The 24,200-nt window shown below is 63.7% G+C and carries 21 protein-coding genes; 9 read left to right on the forward strand and 12 right to left on the reverse strand.

Annotation, left to right across the window (positions count from 1 at the left end; translation table 11 throughout):
* Positions 1–354 precede the first annotated feature (354 nt).
* The 6 genes from HMPREF2565_RS08945 to rho are packed head-to-tail and all read right to left on the reverse strand — an operon-like array spanning position 355 to position 6,665.
* On the reverse strand, positions 355–789 hold the full coding sequence (locus HMPREF2565_RS08945) for a Cg1360 family ATP-synthase-associated protein (protein WP_049155069.1): 435 nt from the start codon (positions 787–789) through the stop codon (positions 355–357).
* A gap of 16 nt (positions 790–805) precedes the next feature.
* The gene (locus tag HMPREF2565_RS08950) at positions 806–1,981 is read right to left on the reverse strand and encodes an MraY family glycosyltransferase (protein ID WP_049155071.1); all 1,176 of its coding nucleotides are present in this window, start codon (positions 1,979–1,981) and stop codon (positions 806–808) included.
* A gap of 10 nt (positions 1,982–1,991) precedes the next feature.
* Complete coding sequence (locus HMPREF2565_RS08955; protein ID WP_070511575.1) at positions 1,992–2,669, reverse strand: L-threonylcarbamoyladenylate synthase; 678 nt, start codon at positions 2,667–2,669, stop codon at positions 1,992–1,994.
* Between the two features lie 54 nt (positions 2,670–2,723).
* Complete coding sequence (gene prmC / locus HMPREF2565_RS08960) at positions 2,724–3,620, reverse strand: peptide chain release factor N(5)-glutamine methyltransferase (RefSeq protein WP_070511573.1); 897 nt, start codon at positions 3,618–3,620, stop codon at positions 2,724–2,726.
* A 25-nt stretch (positions 3,621–3,645) separates the two neighbouring features.
* Positions 3,646–4,722 (reverse strand): peptide chain release factor 1, encoded by a 1,077-nt coding sequence (gene prfA, locus HMPREF2565_RS08965; protein ID WP_049155076.1) that lies wholly within the window; start codon positions 4,720–4,722, stop codon positions 3,646–3,648.
* Complete coding sequence (gene rho, locus HMPREF2565_RS08970) at positions 4,722–6,665, reverse strand: transcription termination factor Rho (RefSeq protein ID WP_071407183.1); 1,944 nt, start codon at positions 6,663–6,665, stop codon at positions 4,722–4,724. Before rho ends, prfA begins: the two co-directional genes overlap by 1 nt.
* Before the next feature lie 467 nt (positions 6,666–7,132).
* Between rho and HMPREF2565_RS08975 the strand changes: the two genes are divergently transcribed.
* From HMPREF2565_RS08975 to HMPREF2565_RS08995, 5 genes are all read left to right on the forward strand, one after another.
* Positions 7,133–8,887 (forward strand): long-chain fatty-acid--CoA ligase, encoded by a 1,755-nt coding sequence (locus HMPREF2565_RS08975; protein WP_071407184.1) that lies wholly within the window; start codon positions 7,133–7,135, stop codon positions 8,885–8,887.
* 49 nt (positions 8,888–8,936) lie between these two features.
* Positions 8,937–10,076 carry a GTP 3',8-cyclase MoaA gene (gene moaA / locus HMPREF2565_RS08980; protein WP_071407185.1) on the forward strand — a complete coding sequence of 380 codons (1,140 nt, stop codon included), beginning with the start codon at positions 8,937–8,939 and terminating at the stop codon, positions 10,074–10,076.
* Between the two features lie 10 nt (positions 10,077–10,086).
* Positions 10,087–11,304: a molybdopterin molybdotransferase MoeA gene (locus tag HMPREF2565_RS08985; protein ID WP_049155082.1), complete on the forward strand. Its 1,218-nt coding sequence runs from the start codon at positions 10,087–10,089 to the stop codon at positions 11,302–11,304.
* A gap of 126 nt (positions 11,305–11,430) precedes the next feature.
* The gene (gene moaC, locus HMPREF2565_RS08990; RefSeq protein ID WP_070702019.1) at positions 11,431–11,916 is read left to right on the forward strand and encodes a cyclic pyranopterin monophosphate synthase MoaC; all 486 of its coding nucleotides are present in this window, start codon (positions 11,431–11,433) and stop codon (positions 11,914–11,916) included.
* Positions 11,917–11,922: 6 nt separating this feature from the next.
* Positions 11,923–12,489, forward strand: a complete 567-nt coding sequence (locus HMPREF2565_RS08995) for a molybdenum cofactor guanylyltransferase (RefSeq protein ID WP_049155084.1) — start codon at positions 11,923–11,925, stop codon at positions 12,487–12,489.
* Here HMPREF2565_RS08995 and HMPREF2565_RS09000 read toward each other — a convergent pair.
* Both HMPREF2565_RS09000 and HMPREF2565_RS09005 read right to left on the reverse strand, forming a co-directional pair.
* The gene (locus HMPREF2565_RS09000) at positions 12,476–13,855 is read right to left on the reverse strand and encodes a multicopper oxidase domain-containing protein (protein WP_070515569.1); all 1,380 of its coding nucleotides are present in this window, start codon (positions 13,853–13,855) and stop codon (positions 12,476–12,478) included. The two genes, HMPREF2565_RS08995 and HMPREF2565_RS09000, sit on opposite strands and share 14 nt — an antisense overlap.
* The gene (locus HMPREF2565_RS09005) at positions 13,836–15,035 is read right to left on the reverse strand and encodes a hypothetical protein (RefSeq protein WP_049155087.1); all 1,200 of its coding nucleotides are present in this window, start codon (positions 15,033–15,035) and stop codon (positions 13,836–13,838) included. The genes HMPREF2565_RS09000 and HMPREF2565_RS09005 overlap by 20 nt, the downstream gene beginning before the upstream one ends.
* Positions 15,036–15,128: 93 nt before the next feature.
* On the opposite strand from HMPREF2565_RS09005, the gene HMPREF2565_RS09010 reads away from it, so the two are divergent.
* The 4 genes from HMPREF2565_RS09010 to HMPREF2565_RS09025 all read left to right on the forward strand — a co-directional run bounded on the left by HMPREF2565_RS09010 (position 15,129) and on the right by HMPREF2565_RS09025 (position 18,708).
* Positions 15,129–15,389 (forward strand): DUF2249 domain-containing protein, encoded by a 261-nt coding sequence (locus HMPREF2565_RS09010; RefSeq protein WP_049155089.1) that lies wholly within the window; start codon positions 15,129–15,131, stop codon positions 15,387–15,389.
* Between the two features lie 22 nt (positions 15,390–15,411).
* Positions 15,412–16,134 (forward strand): molybdate ABC transporter substrate-binding protein, encoded by a 723-nt coding sequence (locus HMPREF2565_RS09015; RefSeq protein WP_070754407.1) that lies wholly within the window; start codon positions 15,412–15,414, stop codon positions 16,132–16,134.
* Positions 16,135–16,143: 9 nt separating this feature from the next.
* Entirely contained in the window at positions 16,144–17,889 is a 1,746-nt protein-coding gene (locus HMPREF2565_RS09020; protein WP_232751643.1) for an ATP-binding cassette domain-containing protein, read from the forward strand.
* 117 nt (positions 17,890–18,006) lie between these two features.
* The gene (locus tag HMPREF2565_RS09025; protein ID WP_070511551.1) at positions 18,007–18,708 is read left to right on the forward strand and encodes a helix-turn-helix transcriptional regulator; all 702 of its coding nucleotides are present in this window, start codon (positions 18,007–18,009) and stop codon (positions 18,706–18,708) included.
* 1 nt (position 18,709) lies between these two features.
* On the opposite strand, the gene thrB is transcribed toward HMPREF2565_RS09025, so the two are convergent.
* The 4 genes from thrB to argS form a co-directional block, all read right to left on the reverse strand.
* Entirely contained in the window at positions 18,710–19,633 is a 924-nt protein-coding gene (gene thrB, locus HMPREF2565_RS09030) for a homoserine kinase (protein ID WP_070511549.1), read from the reverse strand.
* A 17-nt stretch (positions 19,634–19,650) separates the two neighbouring features.
* On the reverse strand, positions 19,651–20,976 hold the full coding sequence (locus HMPREF2565_RS09035) for a homoserine dehydrogenase (RefSeq protein ID WP_071407186.1): 1,326 nt from the start codon (positions 20,974–20,976) through the stop codon (positions 19,651–19,653).
* Positions 20,977–21,127: 151 nt separating this feature from the next.
* Positions 21,128–22,465 carry a diaminopimelate decarboxylase gene (lysA, locus tag HMPREF2565_RS09040; protein WP_070511543.1) on the reverse strand — a complete coding sequence of 446 codons (1,338 nt, stop codon included), beginning with the start codon at positions 22,463–22,465 and terminating at the stop codon, positions 21,128–21,130.
* A 12-nt stretch (positions 22,466–22,477) separates the two neighbouring features.
* Positions 22,478–24,139: an arginine--tRNA ligase gene (gene argS / locus HMPREF2565_RS09045; RefSeq protein WP_070511541.1), complete on the reverse strand. Its 1,662-nt coding sequence runs from the start codon at positions 24,137–24,139 to the stop codon at positions 22,478–22,480.
* Positions 24,140–24,200: the final 61 nt, after the last annotated feature.

The raw sequence follows: 24,200 nt of genomic DNA on the forward strand, positions 1-24,200 counted from the left end.
GCCCTGTCTACGGACTCCGTCGCACATCAGCGTAAACAGGGCAAGGATAAACCGTACTTTTTCGGGATAGCATGACGCTAACCCGCGGTAACCCGAAGAGAATGCTATCAGTTCGCCCTCAAGTTTTCGCACGTGGGGGCCCCGTTGCGGCCCTAAAGGCACAGCCTAGTGCCAGTGGGCCCTATAAAACGCCCACATTCTGCCGAAACCCCGCCAAGTGTATTTGGTCACACACCCGCGTTTTCCCACCTTGACGGGGGTAACGGGGGCTGTCGCCGTGGCCACTTAACTACACAAAAGCCACCCTCCCGGGGTCACCGGAAGCAGTGGCTCACTCTAAAAGGTCGAGACTGGCTAAGACACGTAGGTCACGTTGGATGTAATCACACCCCAGACCTCAGTGCCGAGTGTTACCGCCAGCGCCAGCAGCACGGTGACGAAAAGCGCCATCGTGTCGTAGAACTCAAGATCCTTAATCAGCAACAGCACCATAATCAGGATGACCACCTTGAGCAGCCAGCCGCCGAGCACCACCGCCATCGTTGTCGACGGCGTGGTGCGCGCGGTAAGAAGAACTGAGGCCGCGGTAAAGAGCACGAAGCCACCGCCAATGGCCGCGCCGACGAGTACGCCCCAGATCCCAGGCAACCCGCGGACACCGCCCCAGATAGCCAGGGACGCGATGGTCACGACGACAAGGCCGATGGCTCCGAGGCGGAGCGCACGCTTGAGGGGGCGCCGATGATCGTCGTACGGCGAAAGCTCTTCGGAGGTCGTTGAATCAGTCACAGCCCCATACCCTACCTCAGGAGGGATCCGTTTCCAGCACCACGCTGGTGGGACGCGGCTGGCGCCCAAGCTTGCCCTGGCGCAGCGGAATTAGGGTCACGCCAAAGGCAACGACGAGCGCGACAAGCGCTAGTACGACGGCCACGGGCGCGGGGACGATGGAAAAAGAGACCGCCCCGAAGGCCACCGCAGAGACCCATAGGTACAGCACCAACACGGTGCGGCGGTGTGTATGTCCCAGCGAGAGCAGCCGGTGGTGGATGTGGGCCTTGTCCGCGGCGAAGGGCGAGCGCCCCTGGGATACGCGCCGGATCACGGCCCAGACAAGGTCCAGGACTGGAATAAAGACGGCGGCTACCACGACGATGACGGGCGACATCAGCGCCACGATGTCCACGGTTCCATAGAGCGACATGTTGATCTTGCCCGACGCGGAGGTGGATGCAGCCGCCAGCAGCAAGCCAATGAGCATCGCCCCGCTGTCCCCCATGAAGATGCGGGAGGGTTCAAAATTATGCGGGAGGAACCCGGCGCACACGCCCACCAGCGCCGCCGCGATAATCGCCGGCGGATAGGCGGAGACCGCCCCACCCTGGTCGTGCAGCACGGTCAGCGAGAAAACCAGGATGGCACCACCTGCAATCATGCCCAGCCCGGCAGCCAGCCCATCGAGCCCGTCCACGAAGTTGATGGCGTTGATGAGCAGGACCGTAAAGAACGTAGTCAAGAGTGTTCCCTGGACCTGGTCGAGGATGACCGTGGTTCCATCACCAAAGGGCAAGAAGAGAAGAGTCCACGTCAGACCGAGACCGCTCATGATGGCCGCCGCCACCAATTGCCCGATCAGCTTGACCAGAGCACTCAGTTCCAGCAGGTCATCCACCACGCCGACGATGACAATGGCCGCGGCTGACCACAGCACAGCGTTCATCTCCGGCGTGACCGGCATAAACCCGCGAGTCAAGGCTGGAAGCTGGCCCGCGAGATAGACAGCAGCCGCAAACCCCGTGAACATGGCAACGCCACCCAACTGCGGGGTGGGTTGCGAGTGACTATCACGCAGACGAATCTCCGCCACCTGGCCGCTGCGCACCAAGACGCTGCGCACCAGTCCGGTGGTGATGTAGGTAAACGCCGCCGCGACGAAAATGATCAACGCCAGTTCGCGCAGCGGCACTCCGGTTCCAGCCACTGATGTCTCCTTAAGAGGATTGGCTACCCGGCCGGGTGCGCAAGGACTCTGCAGACACTCCGATGACCTCGCCAATCTGCTCGGCGCTCAGCGCGCCTTCGCGCAAGAGGTAGGGGCGCGGACCGGATAGATCGATAATGGTGGAGGGCTTGCCCACCTGGGCTTCTCCCCCATCCAGGTAGACCGTGACGGCCTTGCCCAGCTGCTGCTTGGCGGCAATCGCGGTGGTCGGCGGGGTTTGTCCGGAAATGTTCGCGGAGGAGACCGCCATGGGGCCGACCTCGCGGAGGAGTTCAATGGCAATGGGGTGCAACGGCATGCGCAGCATCACCGTGCCGCGGGTATCTCCCAAGTTCCAAGGCAGCGAAGGCGCTTGCGGCACCACGATGGACAGCCCACCCGGCCAGAAGGCCTCGATGAGGGTCTGCGCGGTGTCATCCAACGAAGCGACAAGCCCCTTGACGGTGTCCCAGGAGCCGACGAGCACCGGCACCGGCATGTCCGGGCCGCGGTGCTTGGTGGCCAAAAGGCTGGCCACGGCATCGTTATCGAAAGCATCGCAGCCCAGCCCGTAGAGCGTGTCGGTGGGCATCACGACGAGTCGGCCTGACTTGGCTGCTTTGACGGCAAGTGCCATGCCTTCCTCGCGCTCAGCAGCGTCCGCACAGTTATAAATCTGTCCCTGCATTGGTCTCTCCTTTAATCCCGTTCCTATCGGCTTGTCGACCAATCTTCGACCAATCTACTGTACTCCCCGCTTCGCTGTGACAAATCGTGCGGTGCCAGTGAGGTCCTTGAGCACCTCGATATCGCTGAAGCCGCCGTGCGCGCGCAGGGCTTCCTGCACTTGTTGGGAGGTCTCGTCGTCGTGCTCAATGCCCACCCGCCCGCCGGGGCGCAGCAGCGCGGCGATGGTCGGGATCATCGCGGTGATGGTCTCCATGCCGTCTGCTCCCCCAAACACCGCATCGTGCGGATCCTGGTAGACCTCTGGGTCCAGGTCCGGGGTCTCCGGAACGTAGGGTGGGTTGGTGAGCACGAGGTCAACGGTGTCGTGCAGCTCCGACAAGAGCTGGGCGTCGGTGACGTCGCCCTGCACCACGTTCACAGAACCCGCCCGGCCGCGCGCAGCGGTTGCGGCATTGCGCCGGGTGTAGGCCAGGGCGGCGTCGGCAAGCTCCACTGCCCACACCTGGGCCTGCGGCACATAGTGGGCGACGTACAGCGCCAGCGCCCCGGATCCGGCGCACAGATCCACGACGCGGGGAGATTGCGGGTCAAGTTTCGTCATCTTTCCCGAGTTAAATCTCTGAAGAGATTTAACTCCCCAGTCGGCGAGCACCTCCGTCTCCGGGCGCGGGATGAACACGCCGGGGCCCACCTCGAGTTCGAGGGCGCCGAACCACGCCACGCCCAGGATGTGCTGGAGGGGCTCGCGCGCTTCACGACGCCCCACCAACGCCCCATATGCCACGTCAAAGCCGGGCATCGGAGCCTCGTTAAGCGGGATGTCCATGTGGCCGCAGTGGATGAGGTGGGCAGCCAGCAGGCGCGCGTCCCACTCGGGTGAAGGTACCCCGGCAGCGCGAAGGCGCTCCGTGGCATCACGAAGCGCCTCCCGATAGGTGTGAAAAGTCACCGAATTAAACCGTGCCTTTTCTCTTCTAGTCCTCAGCCTCAAGGCGCTCTGCGCGTTCTTGGGCTTGCAGGGCGTCGATGAGGTCCTGCATGTCACCGTTGAGCACGGAATCCAGGTTATTGGCCTTGTATCCGATGCGGTGGTCGGTGATGCGGTTCTCCGGCCAGTTATAGGTACGGATACGCTCGGAGCGATCCATGGTGCGCACCTGGGAAGCGCGCTGCTCGCCGGCCTCAGCCTCGCGGGCCTCACGCTCCATCTGGTCCAGGCGTGCCTGCAGCACCTGCAGGGCGCGCGCCTTGTTCTGGATCTGGGAGCGTTCCTTCTGACAGGTCACCACCAGGCCGGTCGGCAGGTGGGTAATACGCACCGCGGAGTCAGTGGTATTCACGCCCTGGCCGCCCTTACCGGAGGAACGGTACACGTCGACGCGGATGTCCTTATCATCGATGTTTACGGCTTCGACTTCTTCCGGTTCCGGGTAGACCAGCACACCAGCTGCGGAGGTCTGGATTCGGCCCTGGGACTCGGTCACCGGCACGCGCTGCACGCGGTGGACGCCGCCCTCGAACTTGAACACGCTCCACGCGCCATCGCGCGAGGGGGTCTTGGACTTGAAGGAGATGGACATGTCCTTCACACCACCGAGGTCGGACTCGTTGAGGCCTAGGACCTCCCACTGGAAGCCGACCTTATCGGCGTAGCGCTCGTACATGCGGGCCAGGTCGCCGGCGAAGAGTGCTGCCTCTTCGCCGCCGGCACCGGCCTTGATCTCCATGATGATGTCCTCGGAGTCATGCTCATCGCGCGGGGCCAGCAGGTCCGCGAGCTTTTCCTCCAGCTGGACGACGAGTGGCTCAAGGCGGTCGACCTCGGGCTGGAACTCGTGGTCCTCGTAGGCCATCTCTTTGGCATCGGCCAGGTCTTGGCGAGCCTGGACCAACTCGTCGTTCACAGCGACGATGGGTCGCAGTTCGGCGTAGCGCTTGGACAGCTTGCGGAATTGGGACTGATCACCGGCTACCTCCGGGTCAGCCATCTGCATTTCGATGCCTTGGAACTCGGAGACAATGTCATCGACGAGGGAAACCTGGTTAGACATTACTTGTAGTCCTCCTCATCCGTGTCAGCCGCCATGGGCGCGGACGAGGCCACCTGCATGAGGAACTCGCCGTTGGAGCGGGTCTTCTTGAGCTGCTTAATCAGCAGGTCAATGGCAGCGAAGGAGTCCAGGCCGGAAAGGATGCGGCGCAGCTTGGTCATGATGCGTGCTTCCTCCGGAACCAGCAGGAGCTCGTCCTTGCGGGTGCCGGACGGGTTGACGTCCACGGCCGGGAAGATGCGGCGCTCGGAGATGGCGCGGTCGAGCTTGAGCTCGGCGTTGCCGGTGCCCTTGAACTCCTCGAAGATGACGGTGTCACCGGTGGAGCCGGTTTCCACCATCGCGGTAGCGATGATGGTCAGCGAGCCGCCGTTCTCAATGTTGCGAGCAGCACCCAGGAAGCGCTTCGGCGGGTACAGGGCGTTGGAGTCCACACCACCGGACAGGATGCGGCCGGATGCCGGGGAGGAGTTATTGTAGGCGCGGCCGAGGCGGGTGATGGAGTCGAGCAGGACGACGACGTCCTTGCCCTGCTCCACCAGGCGCTTGGCGCGCTCGATGGCCAGCTCCGCCACCGAGGTGTGCTCTGACGGCGGGCGGTCAAAGGTGGAGGCGATGACCTCACCGTTGACACTGCGCTGCATGTCGGTGACCTCTTCGGGGCGCTCGTCCACGAGGACGACCATGAGGTAGCACTCCGGGTTGTTCGTGGCGATGGCGTTGGCGATATTTTGCAGGATCGTCGTCTTACCGGCCTTCGGCGGGGAAACGATGAGCGCGCGCTGGCCCTTACCAATCGGCATGATGAGGTCGATGACGCGGGTGGTGAGGATCTTCGGGTCCGTCTCTAGGCGCAGGCGCTGGTTCGGGTACAGCGGGGTGAGCTTGGCGAAGTCCGGGCGCTCCTTCGCGGTGGACGGATCCAGGCCGTTGACGGTGTCGACCTCCACGAGCTGGTTGTACTTGCGGCGGTTGCGGCCGTTGCCATGGGTGTGGGTCGGGCCGGAGACCTTGACCTTGCCGGTCAGGGCGTCGCCAGAGCGCAGGCCCAGGCGGCGCACGAGGTTGTTGTTGACAAAAACATCGGAGCTGGCCGCGCGGTAGCCGGTAGTGCGCAGGAAGGCCACGTTGTTGTCGACGACCTCGAGGATGCCGCCCACTACCTGCACTTCATCGCCCTCGCGGATCTGCAGGTCATTGCCACCGTTGCCGCCGCCATCGCGGTCACGCCCGCGGCGGTTGCGACGGTTACGGCGATTGCGGCGGCCACCGCCGCCGTTGTTGTCATCATCGTTGCGGTGGTTATCGCGGCGGTTGTTGTTGCCGCCCCCGTTATTGCCACCGCCGTTGTTGCCACCGTTGCCGTGGTCCCCGTTATCGGAGTTGTCGGAGTTGTTGCCGCCACGGGACTGGTTGCCCTCGGACTTGGACTGCTTGTCCTCGGCGCCGTTGCCATTTCCGTTGCCGTTGTTATTGCCCTTGGCTTCTTCGCGGGCCTCGCGCTCCTGGCGGCGCGCGCGGTTACGGCGGGCGCGGCGGGCCTGGGAGCGGGACTCGTAGCGTTGCTCGTCGTGGCCGTCCTTCTGCTCGGACTCCTGAGCGCCGTCCTCGCCCTTGTGAGTGTTCTCAGGCTCCTGCTTCTCGGAGGCCTGGTCAGCAGCGCCGGCAGGGCGGGAAGCCTTGCGGGTCGCGCGGCGCGGCTGCGCGTCCTTCTTCAACTCCTTCTGTGCGGAGTCCTCTGCGGCGGGTGCGTCCTTAGCCTCGCCCTGGGCAGCGGCCTTCGCGCCGCGCGCCGGCACCTGGCCGGTGGTCAGGGCAGTAATGAGATCCCCCTTGCGCAGTCCGGAGACGCCGCGAAGTCCGCGCTCCGCAGCTAGCTTGCGCAATTCCGGCAGCTTCAGGGAGGCGAGATCCTGTGCTGCGGTCTTGTCCGTATCGCTCACGGATATCCTTTCGTCGCTTCACCAACGCGCGCCGTCTTGTCTGCCGCACCTGCACTGTGCGTGGTGCTGTTCCAAGCGGGCGTTGGAAGCCAGTGTGTAATTGGGATGGTCCTCCGCCACCAGCGAGTTCACGCAACCGCGATCCCCGTGGGGCGGTGGTTGTCTTGGCTCTCCCCCCTCTCCGGCCCGGCGGTACGGAACGTGAAGGACTCCTTGTTGAACTCCTGAAAGCACTCAAGGAATCGGCCGCGGGTCAAGCGCGGGGAGATATTTTAAGAAGGCGACTGCGAGCGTATCTCTCCCCTCTCACCGTCGCGCGCACCGTTGGACTGCCATGAGAGTGTCACCGCAGGTGTGTGCGCCGTGGAGGGAGCTCGGAGATGCGGGGAAAGCGTTCCCCACCAGTCGCGGATAACTATACCGCATCCTTCCCCCGCGCTCACACTGACACGGCTAAAGTAGTGCGCATGCTCTCCACAATGCAGGATATCCCGCTGTCCCTGACCCGCATCCTGGAGTACGGTTCCTCCGTCCACGGCCAAACCCAGGTCATCACCTGGCACAGCGCCAATCCCGGCAACGAACGCGAGGAAACCACTTTCGCTGATATCGGTGCCCGCGCCGCCGCCTTCGCCCACGCCCTGCATGACACGCTCGGCATCACCGGTGACGAGCGCGTGGGCTCACTGATGTGGAACTGCGCCGAGCACCTCGAAGTGCTTTTTGGCACCGCCTGTAAGGGAGCGGTGTTCACGCCGCTCAACAAGCAGCTGATGAATGACCAAATCCGGCACATCATCAACCACGCTGAGGTCCGCGTCATCGTCGCGGACTGTCGCCTCGCCGAGCAACTGGCCCAGGTTCTGGAAGGCGTGGACTGCGTGCGTGCGGTGGTATTCACGGGCGTCGGCAAGCCCAGCACCGCTCTGCCGGGCAACGTTGAAATCTACAGCTACGAGCAACTGCTGGATGGGCGCTCCACCGTCTATGACTGGCCGGTTTTGGATGAGCACACCGCCGCCGCACTGTGTTACTCCACCGGCACCACTGGTGCACCAAAGGGCGTGCTCTACTCCCACCGCGCTCTGTACTTGGAAGGAATGCAGCTGCGCTCCTCCGATTCCCTGTGTGTGACCCACGGCGAGACATTCCTGTGCTGCATCCCCATCTATCACGTGCTGAGCTGGGGTGTTCCCTTTGCTGCGTGGATGACGGGCACGCCGCTGGTGCTTCCCGACGCCGACGTCTCCCCCGCCACCCTGGCCAAAATCATCGCCGCCACCTCCCCGCGCGTGGCGCACGGTGTGCCCACCATTTGGATTCAGCTCTTCGTGCACTACCTCAAGAATCCACCGGAGCGCATGACGCTGACGGAGATCTTCGCTGGCGGCTCGCCTGTGCCACCGCAGCTCATCAAAAGCTGGGAAGAGCGCTACGGCGTGGACGTGGTCCACGTGTGGGGCATGGCGGAAACCACCACGGTGGGCACGGTGGCCCGCCCACCCTCAGGCGCCTCGGGCGAGGCTCGCTGGGCCTACCGCATCTCCCAAGGGCGCTTCCCTGCCTCCCTGGAATACCGCGTGGTCAATGACGGCCACGTGGTCAACACCACGGACCGCAATGCCGGCGAGATTCAGGTCCGCGGCAACTTGGTCACCGGTTCTTACTACCACTCGCCCGCTTCGGAGGACGGCGGTGCTGCCCACGAGTTCCGTGGCAAGGATGTCGAGGACGCGGACTCCAAGTTCACGGCCGACGGCTGGCTGCGCACCGGCGACGTCGGCTTCGTCACCGAGGATGGCTTCCTCACCGTGGAGGATCGCGCCCGCGATGTCATCCGCTCCGGCGGTGAGTGGATCTACTCCGTCCAATTGGAGAACCTCATCATGGCCAACCCGGTGGTGCTGGAATGCGCCGTCATTGGCTACCCCGACAAACAGTGGGTGGAGCGCCCGCTGGCTGTCACCGTGCTCGCCGCGGACATCAGCCCCACGATTGAGACCGCCGAGCGCCTGCGCAACGGGATGCGCTCTGAGCTTCCCTCCTGGATGCTGCCGGAGTACTGGACCTTCGTGAAATCCATCGATAAGACTTCGGTGGGCAAATTCGACAAGAAGGACCTGCGCGCCCACCTGGCGGAGGGCGAGTACAACATCATCCGGCTGAAGGGCCCGGGCGAGGCGCAGCGCCTCGATGCCGGAGAGGATGACGGGGAGGACTAGCCCCACCCCTCCTACTCATACGGCAGGCTTCGATCTAGACTTGCCAGCAATGTCCGCCCAACGATCCCAACCTTCGCCACACACCTCCGCCCCGCTGACGCTGCCATTGCCGCGCGTACGGGGCGCGGGGACTCCGCCCACGGACCTGCCGGCGCCAGGGCCCGACGGCCGCCGCGCGCTCGTGGATCGCTACGGCCGCCAAGCCCGCGACCTGCGTGTCTCCCTGACGGATCGCTGCAATCTGCGCTGCACCTACTGCATGCCCGCCGAAGGTTATGAGTGGCTGCCCACCGAACACACGCTCAGCGATGAAGAAACCATCCGTCTCATCCGCCTCGCGGTAGACAAGCTCGGCATCCAGCAGGTGCGCTTCACCGGTGGGGAGCCGCTCCTGCGCGGCTCCTTAGAGAAAATCATCGCCGCGACCAAAGCCCTGCGGACCGACGAAGGTACGGCACCCACTACTGCTCTCACCACCAACGGGCTGGGCCTGGATAAGCGCCTGCCGGGGCTGCAGCGCGCCGGGCTCGACCGCGTCAACATCTCCTTAGACACCCTCGATCCGGAGCTCTATGCCCGGCTCACCCGGCGCGACCGCCTAGCGGATGTGCTCACATCCATCGACGCCGCGCTGGCCGCCGACATGGACCCGGTCAAGATCAACGCCGTCATCATGCCGGGTGTCAACGAGTCTGCGATCCTTCCCTTGGCTCGCTTTTGCCTCGAACGCGGCGCGCAACTGCGCTTCATCGAGCAGATGCCATTGGGCCCACGGGAGGAGTGGGCGCGTTCCCGGATGGTCACCGCGGAGGATATCTTGGCGCGCTTGGCCGAAGACTTCGAGCTCACCCCGGCTAAGAAACCCCGCGGCTCCGCGCCGGCTGCACTGTGGTCCGCGGTCTCGCGCGATGGCTCCCTCCCCACAGGCCACATCGGAGTCATCGCCTCCGTGACTCGGCCCTTCTGCGGGAATTGCGACCGCACGCGCCTGACCGCAGACGGCGCGGTGCGCAATTGCCTCTTCGGCAACTCGGAAACCTCCCTGCGCGACCTCATGCGCTCGGGCGCCAGCGATGCGGAACTCGCCACTGCCTGGGCGGGTGAAATGTGGAGGAAATTACCGGGCCATGGGGTGGATGATGAAGGTTTCCTCCAACCAGATCGCCCGATGTCCGCCATCGGTGGCTAGATTGGGTGCAATGACGAGTACCGGGACTGACTTAAGTATCGAGGAATACTTCGAGTGCCTCCACGCGCTGGTCCGCGCCTTGCCTTCGGAACGCGCTGCCTTATCGCAGGGTCGCGTGCTGGCTGAGCCCCTCGTCGCCCGCCTTCCCCTCCCGCCGCAGGATAATTCGGCCATGGATGGCTTCCTCATTCCTCAGCCTTCCTCACCAGACAGTCTCACCGTTCCCTTCACTTTGCCTGTCGTGGGTGATGTGCCTGCCGGCGCGCCGGCCCAAACCCTGCCGCCCGGCACTGCGCTGCGCATCATGACCGGTGGTCCAGTACCCGCGGGCTTTGATGGTCTGGTCATCCCCGTGGAAGACACCGATATTCCACCAGGCCCCGGGCCACTGCCTGAGACCGTCACGGTGCACCGCCTTCCCGAGCGCAACCACATCCGGCGGCGCGGCTCCCACATCGAGGCCGGGCACCAACTAGCCGGTGCCGCCACGCTGGTGGACGCCTCCCTTATCGCCGCCGCCCTCTCCGCCGGCGTCGACACCGCCGTGCTCCACCGCACCCCGCGGGTGACCGTCATTGCCACGGGTGAGGAGCTGCTCAACGGCCAGCTCCCGGATTCCAATGGTCCGATGCTCGACGCACTCCTTAGCACTACCGGCCCCGTTGACATCGCCCGCACGGTATGTGGCGATTCACCCGTTGAGCTGCGCCGCCGCTTCGACGCGGCTGCCGCTGACTCCGATCTCATCGTCACCACCGGCGGGGTATCCGCAGGAGCCTTTGACGTGGTTCGCGCGGTCGTTGAGGATGCCGTGGAGCGCGGCTCTTATTGGTTCGGACACGTCAACCAGCGCCCCGGCGCGCCGCAAGGCCACGCGCTGTGGGACGGTGTTCCCGTGGTGTGTTTGCCGGGCAACCCGGTGGCGGCGTTCGTCTCCGCGCATCTCTACCTCACCCCGCTGATGCGTTCCTTGCGTGGGCTGCCCCGCCCCACCGGAGTTTTAGACCGGCCGCACCTGACGGCCGTCGCTGGGGCTGACTTCCCGCATCCGCACCGCCCGCTTATTCAGCCGTGCTCGATTGCTCTGGACGGAAGCATCACCGCCTTCCCGCCGCCTGGACCACGCATGCGCAGCCACCACGTTGCAGCACTGCCCGGCACGCAAGGTTTCGCGCTGCTGACGAGCCCCGTCACCACAGGGGAGCAACTTACCGTCTACCCCTACTAGCTTCACGGTGCTTCACCACATCCCCCACCCCTCCGTTGTTGCCAAAGATCGCGCCTCTAAACGCCGGATCGGCCCACTCTTCGTCAGATAGGCTAGGTCCACCCAAGGAAAGGACCCGCTGTAGCCATGAAGTTCACTCACCTTAATGAGGCCGGCTCCGCCTACATGGTGGACGTCACCGATAAGAAGCCCACCGTGCGTTCCGCCACCGCCCAAGGCGAGGTGGCCTGCTCGCCGGAGGTCCTCACCGCGCTGCAGGAAGGAACCGTGCCGAAGGGCGACGTGCTTGCGGTTGCTCGAGTGGCCGGTATTGCGGCCGCCAAGAAGGTCCCGGATCTCCTACCGCTTGCCCACACCATCGGCGTGCACGGGTGCGCGGTCGACATCGAGCTGCGCGAAGACCACGTCTTCATCGAAGCCAACGTTCACACCGCCGACCGCACCGGCGTGGAAATGGAGGCGCTGACCGCGGTGAACGTTGCGGCGCTAGCTCTCATCGACATGGTGAAAGGCGTGGACCGCTCCGCTTATATCCGGCGCTGCGGCATCACAGCGAAGTCCGGCGGCCGCTCGGGTGATTGGTCCCGCGACCTGCCGGGTGAGGAAGGATAGTGAACAATGTCAGGTGTCATTATTTTGGCGGGTGGGCGCGGCACACGCATGGGTGGTGTGGACAAGGCAAGTATCATCCTCGCCGGTGAGCGCCTCATCGACCGCCTCCTGCGCCAATTGCCTTATGATGCGCCGGTGGCGGTTGTCTCGCCCTACCACTTGGGCATGCCCCAAGTATGTGAAAAGCCCCTTTTCGGCGGGCCAGCCGCGGGAATCGCCGCGGGCCACGCCGCGCTGGCTGGTGCCGCAAAGTCCACGACCGCCATCTTGGCCGTCGATGCCCCAGATTCCCCACAGATGCTGCCTGCCCTCGAACAGGCATTAGAAAGCTCCGGTGCTGATGTCGCAGTGGCCACACTCGATGGGCTCCCGCAGCCGCTGTGCGCGCTGTGGCGCACCGAGGCCCTCACCCGCGCGCTGGAGGAGCTCAGAGATCCACGCAACAAGCCGGCCATGCACTTACTGAGGCTCGCGGGCACCATCGCCGAGGTCGAGGCAACGCCCGCAGTGCGCGATATCGACACCTTGGACGAGCTACGAGCGCGGCGCGAGCGACTTGCTACTCAACGATGAATTGGCCGTGCTGGCCCTTCTCCGCATTCGTCATCAGGTGATTAACAAAGGAATAAGTGCCCGGCTCGTTGAAGGTCATCTCCACGAATCCGCCCTGGGCCGGTAAAAGGTCCAGCGCCTGGGAGCCGGAGTCCTTCGCGCCCTTAATTAGGTAGGCGCCTTCCTTATACACGGTGTCGAATTGCTCGCCCACGACATGGAAGCTCAATGGCAGATCCGGGCCGAGGTTGACCAGCCAAATGCGCACGGTATCGCCCACCTTGGCGCGCAGCGGGGCTAAGCCCTCGTCATATTGGTTGGGATAGTAGTTGAAGGCGGTGAGGTCATAATCGCCGTCGCTGACTCGCTGCGCATCCGCACCCTCTGCTTCTTTGCCCGCGGAGGCCAGAAAAATCTCGTTTGCCGTCATGACGTACTCCGCATCGACGTCTGCGAGGGCATCCTCGCCGCGCGGATCGATGATCACCGCTCCTGCCATGCCGTTGGCAATGTGCAGACTCATCGGCATGGTCGAGCAGTGATACATCCAGATACCCGCCCTGTGAGCCACGAATTCATAGGTCAGCGATTCGCCCGGCTGGATGGTCTTCATGTTCTCATCCGGGTTGACCTCCCCAGCGTGAAAGTCCACCGAGTGCCCCATCGAGCCCTCATTCTTGATGGTGATGCGGAACGTATCCCCCACCTTGCCGCGCAGGGTTGGACCGGGCGCCTGCCCGTTGAAAAGCCACCGGGTTTGGCGCACTCCCGGGGCAACTTCCATCTCCTCCTCCGTCATCACCCACGTTTCCTCATGAAGGTCACCTTTGGCAGGGGCAAGGGAAGCATCAAAAGCCTCAAATCCTTCGCGAGCTGCCATGCGCTCGGCAGCCGAGGGCACCTTCGCCGGGGCACCAGCAGAGCCCGTGCTTTCCGACGCCCCCGCATGATCATGCCCACTCGAAGCGGAGTCATCGGCGTTGACCATGAACGTCATGCCCTGCATCTTGTGGCCGGCGATCGTGCAATATCCTTCGATGGACTCCTCGATGACCCCGGCATCCAGCTGCACGGTCTCGCCCGGTTCTACCCGTCCGGTCTCCTCGCGTCCGATCTTCAGGTCATGTACCTGGTCGCCGGTGTTGGTGAAGTTCACTACGAGGTGACTGCCCGCGGCCACGTCAATGGAGGACGGGACAAAGGCCATGCCGTCCACGGAGACGTCAACAGTCACGGCGTCGGCGGATGCCACCGTAGCTGGGTCTTGCCTGCCCGTGGCCGAGTTGAACACCGCCAGCCCAATGACGGCGAGAAGCGCCACGATGATAATGAGCCAGGATGCCCATTGCTTCTCAGAATGCTCCTGTTTAACGGGCGCGCTTGACATGAACTTCTCCTTGGGATGATGCGAGGGCCCACACTAGGGCCACAATATTGGCGATGAGGCCAAGCCCCATCATGATAAGCCCGGCCACGGACGCACTGACAATGCCGAGGAGGCTGAGCGCACCGCCGAGGTTGATAAGCGCCACGCGCAACAACCCCGGAAGGTGTCCACGCGCGGGACGGACTGCCCCGGCCAGGATGGGCAGCATGTGGTGAAGCACCCCGGTCACCAGCTGCAGCAGGCCGGCACCGACGAACGCTGGCATGAGTAGCAACGTGACTGCACGTGGGTAGGCCCCTGTGATGGTGGCCGCGGCGTCACCGGCGCAGAGAGCCACCATCCATACCAGGCCCGCCATCGCGGACACGCTTGCCGTGGTCTTCTCGCCGCCAAGCGCGCCGGCCAGCAGCGGCTGGATAATGAGCACGGCAGCAAGCACGGTGAGCAGCTGTGCCATGCCGGCGGCGCGGGTGAGCCCGGAGGCGTCGGCAAGCATGGCCACCGCCAGGCCCACGCAATGCACGGTCAAAGCCCGGCTGCACCGCGCCCGGGCAACCGCTGAAATGGGGGTTCGGGTCAACGTGGGCAGCAGTGTAATGACCGTGCCCAGGATGGTCAGCAAGGCAAACCCCCACACCATCCCGCGTGAGTGCGCTGCTACCAATAACGAGTAGTTTCCCACCCCGTGCGCAGCCAGAATCACCAGGACTACTGAGAAGATCATGAAGCAGGCCGCCGCCAGATAAAAAGGCACGGTGACGGCGAAGGAACCAGACAATGACCCCCGGAGCTTGCCCCACAGCGCCCACAGGTGCCACGCAACGGCAGCGATGACGAGAGCGGAGCCGATATCCGCAAGCACGCCCCAGTCGTAGCCCGCGCGATCAACAAGGAGGAGAACCAGCCCCATCTGAACCAGCCCGACCCGCGCGCCGACCCCGCGAAAACCGACAGCCGGGGTGCGAGTGAGTGCCTCCGTGAAGTGAGTACTGAACACGAGGATGGCTGTAGTCAGCGCGCCGAGGGTAAATGGGTGGATAAGGTCCCACCACACCACGGGCGCTCCCCAAAAATTCGCCACTGCGATTCCCACGCCCACTGCGAACCATACGGCGACCAGGCTAAAAGCAATGGTGTGCCAGCGCCGACGAGCAGCCATGGAGACATCACGCAGAGACATATCTGACATTCTTATTTGCACGGATATAATCGTAGTAAATTAGTTGCACGGGCAGCAACGCCCGCCGCCCTAGAACTCGAAAGGGAAAATCCCATGAACTTGCCGCTTATTGACGCCTCCCAAGGCCCCTCCATCCCCACCCTCAACGCCTCCGAAATTCCCCACGCGGTGCGCCACGGCGCCATCCACGGAGCGCTGGGCACCCTCAACGTGGGCGAATCCATGATTCTCATTGCTCCCCACGACCCGCTTCCGCTGCTCAACGAAGTGGACCAGCGCGAAGAATCCTTCGACCGTGAATACCTCAAGAAGGAACCAAAGGAAGTCCATATTAAATTCACGCGGACCGCGTAAAGATGCCGTAACGTAACTGACCATGCGCCGCTTGAAAATTGCTGTCTCTGTTCTCGCCGCCGCGCTGACAGTGGCCGGCTGCACCTCGAGCTCCGACGAGCCGTTGCAGGTCTTTGCAGCGTCCTCCACGCGCGTGCTCAACGACGACCTCTCCAGTGCTTCTGAAACTCCGCTGGCCTTCAACAATGGCGGCTCTTCCGCGCTCGTTCAGCAGATCAATGAAGGAGCGCCCGCAGATCTGCTCCTTACTGCCTCTCGCGAGACCATGGAGAATGCGACTGCGCAAGGCAGCGTGGACACTCCTGTAGCCCTCGCTAGCAACGTTATGGTCATGGTCGTGCCGAAAGGCAATCCCTTAGGACTGCGCTCCGCGGCGGACTTGGATTCCTCCGCGCGCTTGGTCCTCTGCGATCCGAGCGTGCCCTGCGGTGCGATTTCCACGCGCATCATGGAGGCCAACAACTGGGATCTGCAGGCCTCCTCCCTTGAAGGCCAGGTAGCTGACGTCCTAGGTAAGGTCGCCTCCGGCGAGGCGGACGCCGGGTGGGTCTATTCCACCGATGCTGCCGCTAGCGAGGATGTCGAGGCCATTCCGCTTGACCGCGCGGAAGACTTCCGTAACGAGATCATGGGCGCGGTCGTGTCTGATTCGCCCCGACACGATGAAACCCAGGATGTCCTCAACCTCCTCGATTCGGATTTTGACAGCACCTGGGAAAAATTCGGATTTACCCCGGTGGACTAAGTGTCACGAGTGATATTGCGCGAACAGCGCCCGCGGACAACGCGGCCGGTCATCGCCGCCGGCGTGCTCGCTGCGGTCTACATCCTTGCCCCGGTGCTCGCCCTCGGGGTACGAGTGCCCTGGCCGAAGCTCGCCGACACGCTGAGCGCTCCGGCGACCCATGACCTTCTCCGCGTCAGCCTTTCCGCGGCGGCGTTGTCTACCTTGTTGTCCACGTTGCTGGGCACCTGTCTGGCTCTGTGGCTCCAGCAGCTACGCCGCGTGTCTCACCTTGTGCGGCTGGTGGTCTACCTCCCTTTGGCCATGCCTCCCGTGGTTGGCGGCTTGGCCCTTACCGCGCTGCTCGGGCGCCGCGGTCTGCTTGGCCCAGCATTGGAGCAAGCAGGGCTGCACATATCTTTTGCCTTCCCCGGCGTCGTGGCCGCTCATCTATTTGTCACCCTCCCCTTCGTAGTTGTGGCGGTGGACTCCGCACTGCGGCAGCTCGATCCTGAGGTCGTGGCTAGCGCGCGGGGCATCGGCCTGAGCGCAGGGACCATCCTTTGGCGCATCATCCTCCCGACTATCCTTCCTGCCGTGTTCACGGGCGGAGCGCTCGCTTTCGCACGCTCACTGGGCGAATTCGGAACGACGATCACCTTCGCCGGTTCCCTGCCCGGTTCTACCCGAACCATGCCGAGCGGTATCTATCTTGAGCGTGAGGTCAGCGCGGACAATGCCTATGCTCTGTCGGCCGTGTTAATCGGGATAGCCATCCTCACCCTCACCGCAGCCGGAATGCCTCTGCTACTGCGGCGCCGCCGCGAGCAGGCTGTACGCGCTTTGAAACCGATGGACCCAGATGCACTCCGCGCGGCGACTGCCCCGCTGGCGCCACCCCACGAGCTTTCCGTAACGGTCGACAACACCACCACAACTTTCCGTGGCGGGCGCGTAACCGCGGTGGTTGGCCCCAACGGCGCCGGCAAGACCACGCTGATGCGCTTTATTAGCGGGCGCTTGCAAGGAGCCCAGACTAACGCCGAGCGCGTGGTCATGCTCTCCCAAGACCCCGGGCTACCACCCACTGCCACCGTGGCTCAAGCGTTGACCATGGTGACCAAGGACGCACGACGCACCCAGGAGCTTCTGAGCGCAGCCGGATTGCAGAAGCTCGGGCATGTCTCCGAGCTTTCCGGCGGGCAAGCCGCGCAGGTCGCCCTCCTGCGCGCGCTTGCCGCTCGTCCAGAGGTATTGATTGTGGACGAGCCCTTTGCCGCTATGGACGTCGAATCCGCCGCCCGGTGGCGCCACCTTCTGCGTATCTCAGCCGCTGATCGCACCACGGTCATTGTCACCCACAGCCGTGTGGACCTCGAAACTCTGGCAGACGATATCGCTGTAATGGAAGCTGGCGACATTGTCTCCCAGGGCCCTGCAGACCGACTACTGGAGCAACCTACCACCCGCTTCATGGCAGAACTAGCGGGCGTTAATGTACTGCGCGGTTCCTTCAGAGGAGACACGTTTGCTCCAGACCGCAACGGCGAACACTGGGCGGCCTTCCCTCAAACCGCGCTGTGCTTCGACCCCATTGGCGCGCAGGGCGCCACCAGTTTGAGTGCCACCATTGTGGCTGATTTGGGAAGCACTACCCTCGTTGATATTGACGGCCAACGGGTCACGGTGGGCCAGCCAGCGCGTAGAAACGCTCCCGGCCAGGTGGTGCCCGTGGCCCTCGACGCCAGCGCCCTCACGGTCTACACCCGTACTTAATCCAGTGTATTTACCCATGTCGTGAGGGAGATCTCGGTATATGTACTGACCGCAATAGTAGAAAAACAGCGGTCTGGATGTAGGATCCTCGTAGCGTTAATCAAGGAGCTACAGTCCATGTCCACATTTTCTACACAAAGTCCTCGCTCATCGACCGAGCTCTTTCCCGACACGATGAAGCTCTCCCCCAAGCAGCGCGAAGTCCTCTCGGTTTTGCAGAAGTTCCCGCAAGGAGCACGGGCCGCAGAAGTTGCTAAGAAAATGGGCATGCACGTTAACACCGCGCGCGGGCATCTGGATGAACTCGTCAACGCTGGCGCGGTGCGAGTAGTCACCGCCCCAGCGCAGGGGCGCGGGCGCCCCTCCCTGATCTTCCAAGTGCGGGTGCCGGACAACCGTTCGGTCGCGGAGGAGTACGTCACGCTGATCAGTGTGTTGATTAAAGCCCTGGCGGCTAAGGAGCAGCTCAATGATTATGCCTCAGAGCAGGCGCGGGAGCTTGGCCGCGAGTGGGCGAAGACCGCTGCCAGCAGCCATGGTGCTGAGGCGCTCGGTTCGCTTCATCGGATGATGCGCGAAATGGGCTTTGACCCAGTAACCTCAGCCGAGCAATTCGACCAGGAGGGCCGCACCGATGTGGAGCTGCACGCCTGCCCATTTGTCAGCGCCGGTGTGGAGCCCTCCCCCTTTGTCTGTGCCATCCACGATGGCTACTTGGAGCAGGCGGCCGCCGATTCCGGTGGGAGGTTAAGCCTGAAACTGATCCCAAAGTCCGGAAACGGCGTGTGCCGAATCAACGTGGAAAATGAAGCTAGCTAGCCTAACCGCGCTCGACGGAGACCGGCCCGGCGACCTCCAGCTCCAGTACGCGCAGGTTCTGCTCGCGGGCATCGTCGAGGATCGCTTCTTCGATGGGCTCGGTGTGCAGGACCATGACGGTGGGGCCCGCGCCCGACAGGTAGGCGGCGTAGCCGCGGTTGCGCAAGCGGTTCACCCACTCCGCGGTGACCGGCAGGACATCAGCGCGATAGGGCTGGTGCAGGCGGTCGCGGGTGCCCTCCCACAGCAGGTCCGGGTAAGCGGTCAGCGCCGCCACGTTCACCGCAGTGCGGGAGACGTTGAAGGCGGCATCGGCGTGCGTCACGTGGGAAGGCAGCACGCGGCGCACCGCCTGGGTTGATGCATGGAAGTCCGGGACCAAGGCCGTGGCCTTGATAGTCGGGTGCACGTCCAAAGTGGCGGCGCGGTACTCCGGAAGCGAGCGGCCGTCGACAGGCACGGTGGTCCACGAGACCACGGCGTTTCCTAACACGGAGGCCGCGGCGTTATCCGGGTGGCCTTCGAAGGCTGAAGACAGCTGAACGACCTGCTCCTCGGAGAGCGGGAAGCCAGCCAGGCCATTGCCCGCGGCCACACCGGCTACCGCGGCCGAGGCCGAGGAACCCAAACCGCGGGACTGCGGAATGTTATTCGTGCACACCACGCGCAGGCCGGAGACTTCGACGTCAGCAGCCTTGAGCGCGGAACGGATGGCCTTGACCACCAAGTGGGAGCCGTCGCGAGGCAGCTCATCGGCGCCCTCGCCGAAGATCTCTACCTCCAAGCCGGAGCGGGTGACCTCTACCTCCACGGTGTCGTAGAGGCTCAGCGCGATGCCGAGGGTGTCATAGCCCGGGCCCAGGTTGGCCGAGGAGGCCGGAACCTGGACGGTGACCTTGGTGCCTACTTCGATATCGATACTCATTGTTGTACTTAAGCCCCTTAGACGCCCAGGCGGATGACGGAGTGGACGGCCTTGACCTCATCGAGCTCGCCGAGGGCCGCGACGATATCCTCGAGCACCGCTTCCTTCGCAGCGTGGGTGACCACGATGAGGCGAGCAGTGGCATCGCCGTCTTCCTGGCGCACCGTGCGCAGGGAGACCCCGTGGCGGGCAAAGACACCGGAGATGGCGGAAAGCACGCCGGTGCGGTCTTCAACTTCCATGTCGACGTGATAACGAGTTTCCACTTCTCCGAACTCCGCAATAGGTAGGTTGGCGTAGGTGTTCTCCCCTGGCGCACGGCCGCCGTGGACAATGTTGCGTGCCGCACCGATGACATCACCCAACACAGCAGATGCCGTCGGGTTACCGCCGGCGCCGTTGCCGTAGAACATCAGAGAGCCAGCGGCCTCTGCCTCAACGAAGATGGCGTTGTAGGACTGGCTGACCGAAGCCAGCGGGTGCTCCTTCGGAACCAAGGTCGGGTGCACGCGGGCGTTGACGGATTCAGCACCGGTCTCCTCATCGACGAGGCGCTCACAGATGGCCAGCAGCTTGATGGAGTAGCCAGCCTGGTTGGCAGCCGTGATGTCATCGGCGGTGATCTTGGAAATACCCTCGCAGTAGACATCGTCGAAGGTCAGGCGGGTATAGAAGCCCAAGGACGCCAGGATGGCAGCCTTGGAGGCAGCGTCGTGGCCCTCCACGTCAGCGGTGGGATCGGCCTCGGCATAGCCCAGGCGGGTAGCCTCAGCCAGCGCATCCTCATAGGAGGCACCGGTGGACTCCATCGCGTCCAGGATGAAGTTGGTGGTGCCGTTGACGATTCCGGAGATGCGCTGGATCTTGTCACCGGCCAGGGAGCGGCGCAGCATGCCCACCACCGGGATGGCAGCGGCCACGGCGGCCTCGAAGTACAGGTCAACGTCGGCGCGGTCGGCGGCCTCAGCGAGCTCATCCGCGTGTGCGGCAACAAGTGCCTTGTTGGCGGTGACCACGGACTTGCCGGCATTGAGGGCTGCGAGAACGAGCTCGCGTGGGAAATCAATGCCGCCGATGACCTCGACGACGAGGTCGATATCATCGCGCAGGACAAGCGCCTTGGCGTCGTCGGTCAGCAGCTCCTCTGGCACGCCTGGGCGCAGCTTGTTCTTGTTGTGCACGGCGACGCCGCGGATCTCCACGGGGCCGCCGATGCGGTGCGCAAAAGCGTCAGCGTTCTCCTGCACGAGGCGGAAAACCTCGGCGCCCACGGTGCCAAATCCAAGCAGCGCGATTCCTACGGGTTCGCCTTCGGGCTTCTTGCTACGGTTCGTCGTCGTCATGGTGTCCCCTTGTTGAAATTGCGAAAAATTCTTACGTGCTAGCCCATCACTATACAGAACGAGCTGTCTATTTCTATACAAAATGGCCGGCACAACGTGCGACCGGCCATGTCTTTGTGAATAAAATGCGGTGAGCTGTGGCAACGCCGCGCTAGTCGACGTCCAACGCCAGCAAGTCCTCCACCGTTTCCCGGCGCAGCATGAGCGAGGCTTTGCCGTCACGCACGGAAACTACCGCCGGGCGCAAAGCGCCGTTATAGCGCGAGGCCATCATGTACTGGTAGGCGCCGGTGGTGGCGAAAGCGAGGAGATCACCGGTAGTGATATCCGAGGGGAAACGGCGCTCGTTGACCAGAATGTCACCGGACTCGCAGTGGAAGCCCACGATGCGCGAATCTACGGGCTCGCCCTGGGTGCGGCGGTTGACCACGCGCACGTCGTACTCCGAGCCATAGAGCGCCGGCCGGATGTTATCGGACATGCCACCGTCCACGGAGAGGTAGCGGCGCATCGGCAGATCCGCCTTGCCGGTCTCCACATCCTTGACCGTGCCCACGCGGTAGACGGTGACCGCGGAGGCCCCCACCAGCGAGCGGCCGGGCTCCACCAACACGAAAGGCGGCTTGATGCCGAGCTCAGTAGCGGTGCGCTCCACGGCGTCGAGCAGGTCCTTGGCCAGCGTGGCGACGTCGAGGGCTTCCTCGTATTCCATGTAGGGAATGCCGAAGCCGCCGCCCAAGTCCAACTCCTCGAGGGCAACGCCGAGCTCGGAGTGAATGCGCTTGTACAGGCTCAGCACGCGCTCGGCTGCCAGCTTGAAACCATCGGCATTAAACACCGAGGAGCCCACGTGGCAGTGCAATCCCACGAGCTTAAGGTTCGCGGATTCCAGCACCGTGCGAGCCACCTCGAAGGCAGCGCCGGTGGACAGGGAGATGCCGAACTTTTGGTCCTCGTGAGCCGTGGCGATGAATTCGTGCGTATGGGCATCCACGCCAGGCTTCACGCGAATCATCACCGGCTGCACGCGGCCGGCGGCCGCAGCAATGCTGTTGAGGCGCGAGAGCTCCTCCGCGTTATCCAGCACCACATGGCCAATCCGCTCGTTAACGCACAGCTCGAGGTACTCGTCTTCCTTGTTATTGCCATGCGCGGTCATGCGCTCCGGTGGGAAGTCCGCAGCGAGCGCCAGCTTGGCCTCGTTGAGGGAGGCCACGTCAAGGCACAGGCCCTCCTCATCTACCCAGCGCACGATGCGCTTGGTGATGAAAGCCTTGGAGGCATAGTGCACGTGGTCAGGACCGCCGAAGGCCTGGGCCATGTCCCGGCAGCGCGAGCGGAAATCCTGCTCATCAAAGACATAGAGCGGGGTGCCGTATTCTTCGGCAAGGTCGGTCAGGGAAACGCCGCCGATAGAGACCACACCATCGGAATCACGAGCAGCGTTGCGCGGCCACACGTGGGCCGGAAGAGAATTGAAATCAGTCATCGATACCTTGTCTTACATCTTCTCCGGTGCGCTGACCCCGACCATGGTCAAGGCATTGGCCATGACCTGGCGGGTGGCGCTGGCCAGGGCGAGGCGTGCGGAGTGAATCGACTCGGTCTCTTCACCAGCCTTCGGCAACACCTGGCACTGGTCATAGAAGCGGTGGAACACGGCGGCAAGCTCCTCGGCATAGCGCGCGATGCGGTGCGGTTCGCGCAGCGTGGCGGCGGTGGCCACAACCTCCGGGAACTCGCCCAGGGTGCGAATGAGGTCGCCTTCCTTATCGTGGGTGAGGAGGTCGAGGGGGGCGTCGGCAAGCGCGGCAGTATCGAAGCCCAGCTCTTCTGCCTTGCGCAGGATGGAGCAGATGCGGGCGTGGCCGTATTGCACGTAGTAGACCGGGTTATCCGCCGACTGGGAAGCCCACAGGCCCAGGTCAATGTCCAGGCTGGAATCCACGGAGGAGCGCACCAGGGAGTAGCGCGCGCCGTCGACGCCGATGGCCTCGACGAGGTCATCAAGAGTGATGACGGTGCCGGCACGCTTGGACATCTTGACCGCCTGGCCATCGCGGACCAGGTTGACCATCTGGCCGATGAGGACCTCGACGGCCTCCGGGTCATAGCCCAAAGCCTGGGCGGAAGCGCGCAAGCGAGCGATGTAGCCGTGATGGTCTGCGCCCAGCATGTAGATGGCCAGGTCGTGGCCGCGGTCAAACTTATCAGCCACGTAGGCGATATCGCCGGCGATGTAGGCGGCGTTGCCGTCGGACTTGATGACCACGCGGTCCTTGTCATCGCCGTACTCGGTGGACTTCAGCCACCATGCGCCCTCAGCTTCGTAGAGCTTGCCGTTGTCCTTGAGCTTTTGGATGGACTTCTCCACGGCACCGGACTCGAAGAGGGAGTTCTCGTGGAAGTAGACATCGTAGTCCACGCCGAACTCGTGGAGGGACTCCTTAATCTGGGCGAACATCATCTCCACGCCCGCGGAGCGGAAGGCTTCCTGGACCTCGGCATCACTGCCGTCGAGGGCGCCCGGGTTCTGCTCCAGCACACCCTGAGCGATCTCCTTGATGTAATCGCCGCCGTAACCGTCCTCCGGGGTCGGCTCGCCCTTGGCGGCAGCCACGAGGGAGCGAGCGAAGCGGTCGATCTGTCCGCCGTGATCGTTGAAGTAGTACTCGCGGGTCACCTCCGCGCCGGAGGCTTCGAGCACGCGGCCCAGCGAATCGCCCACGGCAGCCCAGCGGGTTCCGCCCAGGTGGATCGGGCCAGTCGGGTTCGCGGAGACGAACTCCAGGTTAATCTTCTTGCCCTGGTAGGTGGTGTTGCTGCCGAAGTCTGCGCCGGCATTGAGCACCTGGGCCACGATGGCGCCCTGCGCTGCGGCAGCGAGGCGAATGTTAAGGAATCCCGGGCCTGCGATGGAGGCCTCATCAATGGCGTCGTTGCCGGCGAGGGCATCCGCCAACCACTGCGCCAGCTCGCGGGGCTGGGCACCAGCCTTCTTGGCTACCTGGAGTGCCAGGTTGGTGGCGTAATCGCCGTGCTCCGGGTTGCGCGGGCGCTCCACGGTGACGGTCTCCGGCAGGACGGAGGCGTCCAGTTCATGCTCGGTGAGCACGGCAGCGGCAGTGTTCTTGATCAGGACGGAAAGATCTTCAGGATTCATAGGGCCAAAGTCTATCGTCTCCGCCGCTGGGAGGCGCTATCAGGTCGCAGAGGTTAGCAAG

It is taken from the genome of Corynebacterium sp. HMSC072A04 (assembly GCF_001809235.1).
Classification (GTDB): domain Bacteria; phylum Actinomycetota; class Actinomycetes; order Mycobacteriales; family Mycobacteriaceae; genus Corynebacterium; species Corynebacterium hiratae.

Excerpts from the sequence above, each read along its gene's own strand:
- HMPREF2565_RS09010 (WP_049155089.1), top strand. The coding sequence starts at position 15,129 with ATGAACTTGCCGCTTATTGACGCCTCCCAAGGCCCCTCCATCCCCACC.
- moaC (WP_070702019.1), top strand. The coding sequence starts at position 11,431 with ATGAAGTTCACTCACCTTAATGAGGCCGGCTCCGCCTACATGGTGGAC.
- HMPREF2565_RS09025 (WP_070511551.1), top strand. The coding sequence starts at position 18,007 with ATGTCCACATTTTCTACACAAAGTCCTCGCTCATCGACCGAGCTCTTT.
- argS (WP_070511541.1), bottom strand. The coding sequence starts at position 24,139 with ATGAATCCTGAAGATCTTTCCGTCCTGATCAAGAACACTGCCGCTGCC.
- HMPREF2565_RS08995 (WP_049155084.1), top strand. The coding sequence starts at position 11,923 with ATGTCAGGTGTCATTATTTTGGCGGGTGGGCGCGGCACACGCATGGGT.
- HMPREF2565_RS08985 (WP_049155082.1), top strand. The coding sequence starts at position 10,087 with ATGACGAGTACCGGGACTGACTTAAGTATCGAGGAATACTTCGAGTGC.
- lysA (WP_070511543.1), bottom strand. The coding sequence starts at position 22,465 with ATGACTGATTTCAATTCTCTTCCGGCCCACGTGTGGCCGCGCAACGCT.
- thrB (WP_070511549.1), bottom strand. The coding sequence starts at position 19,633 with ATGAGTATCGATATCGAAGTAGGCACCAAGGTCACCGTCCAGGTTCCG.
- HMPREF2565_RS08975 (WP_071407184.1), top strand. The coding sequence starts at position 7,133 with ATGCTCTCCACAATGCAGGATATCCCGCTGTCCCTGACCCGCATCCTG.
- HMPREF2565_RS09035 (WP_071407186.1), bottom strand. The coding sequence starts at position 20,976 with ATGACGACGACGAACCGTAGCAAGAAGCCCGAAGGCGAACCCGTAGGA.
- HMPREF2565_RS09015 (WP_070754407.1), top strand. The coding sequence starts at position 15,412 with ATGCGCCGCTTGAAAATTGCTGTCTCTGTTCTCGCCGCCGCGCTGACA.
- HMPREF2565_RS09000 (WP_070515569.1), bottom strand. The coding sequence starts at position 13,855 with ATGTCAAGCGCGCCCGTTAAACAGGAGCATTCTGAGAAGCAATGGGCA.
- moaA (WP_071407185.1), top strand. The coding sequence starts at position 8,937 with ATGTCCGCCCAACGATCCCAACCTTCGCCACACACCTCCGCCCCGCTG.
- prfA (WP_049155076.1), bottom strand. The coding sequence starts at position 4,722 with ATGTCTAACCAGGTTTCCCTCGTCGATGACATTGTCTCCGAGTTCCAA.
- HMPREF2565_RS08955 (WP_070511575.1), bottom strand. The coding sequence starts at position 2,669 with ATGCAGGGACAGATTTATAACTGTGCGGACGCTGCTGAGCGCGAGGAA.
- HMPREF2565_RS09005 (WP_049155087.1), bottom strand. The coding sequence starts at position 15,035 with ATGTCTCTGCGTGATGTCTCCATGGCTGCTCGTCGGCGCTGGCACACC.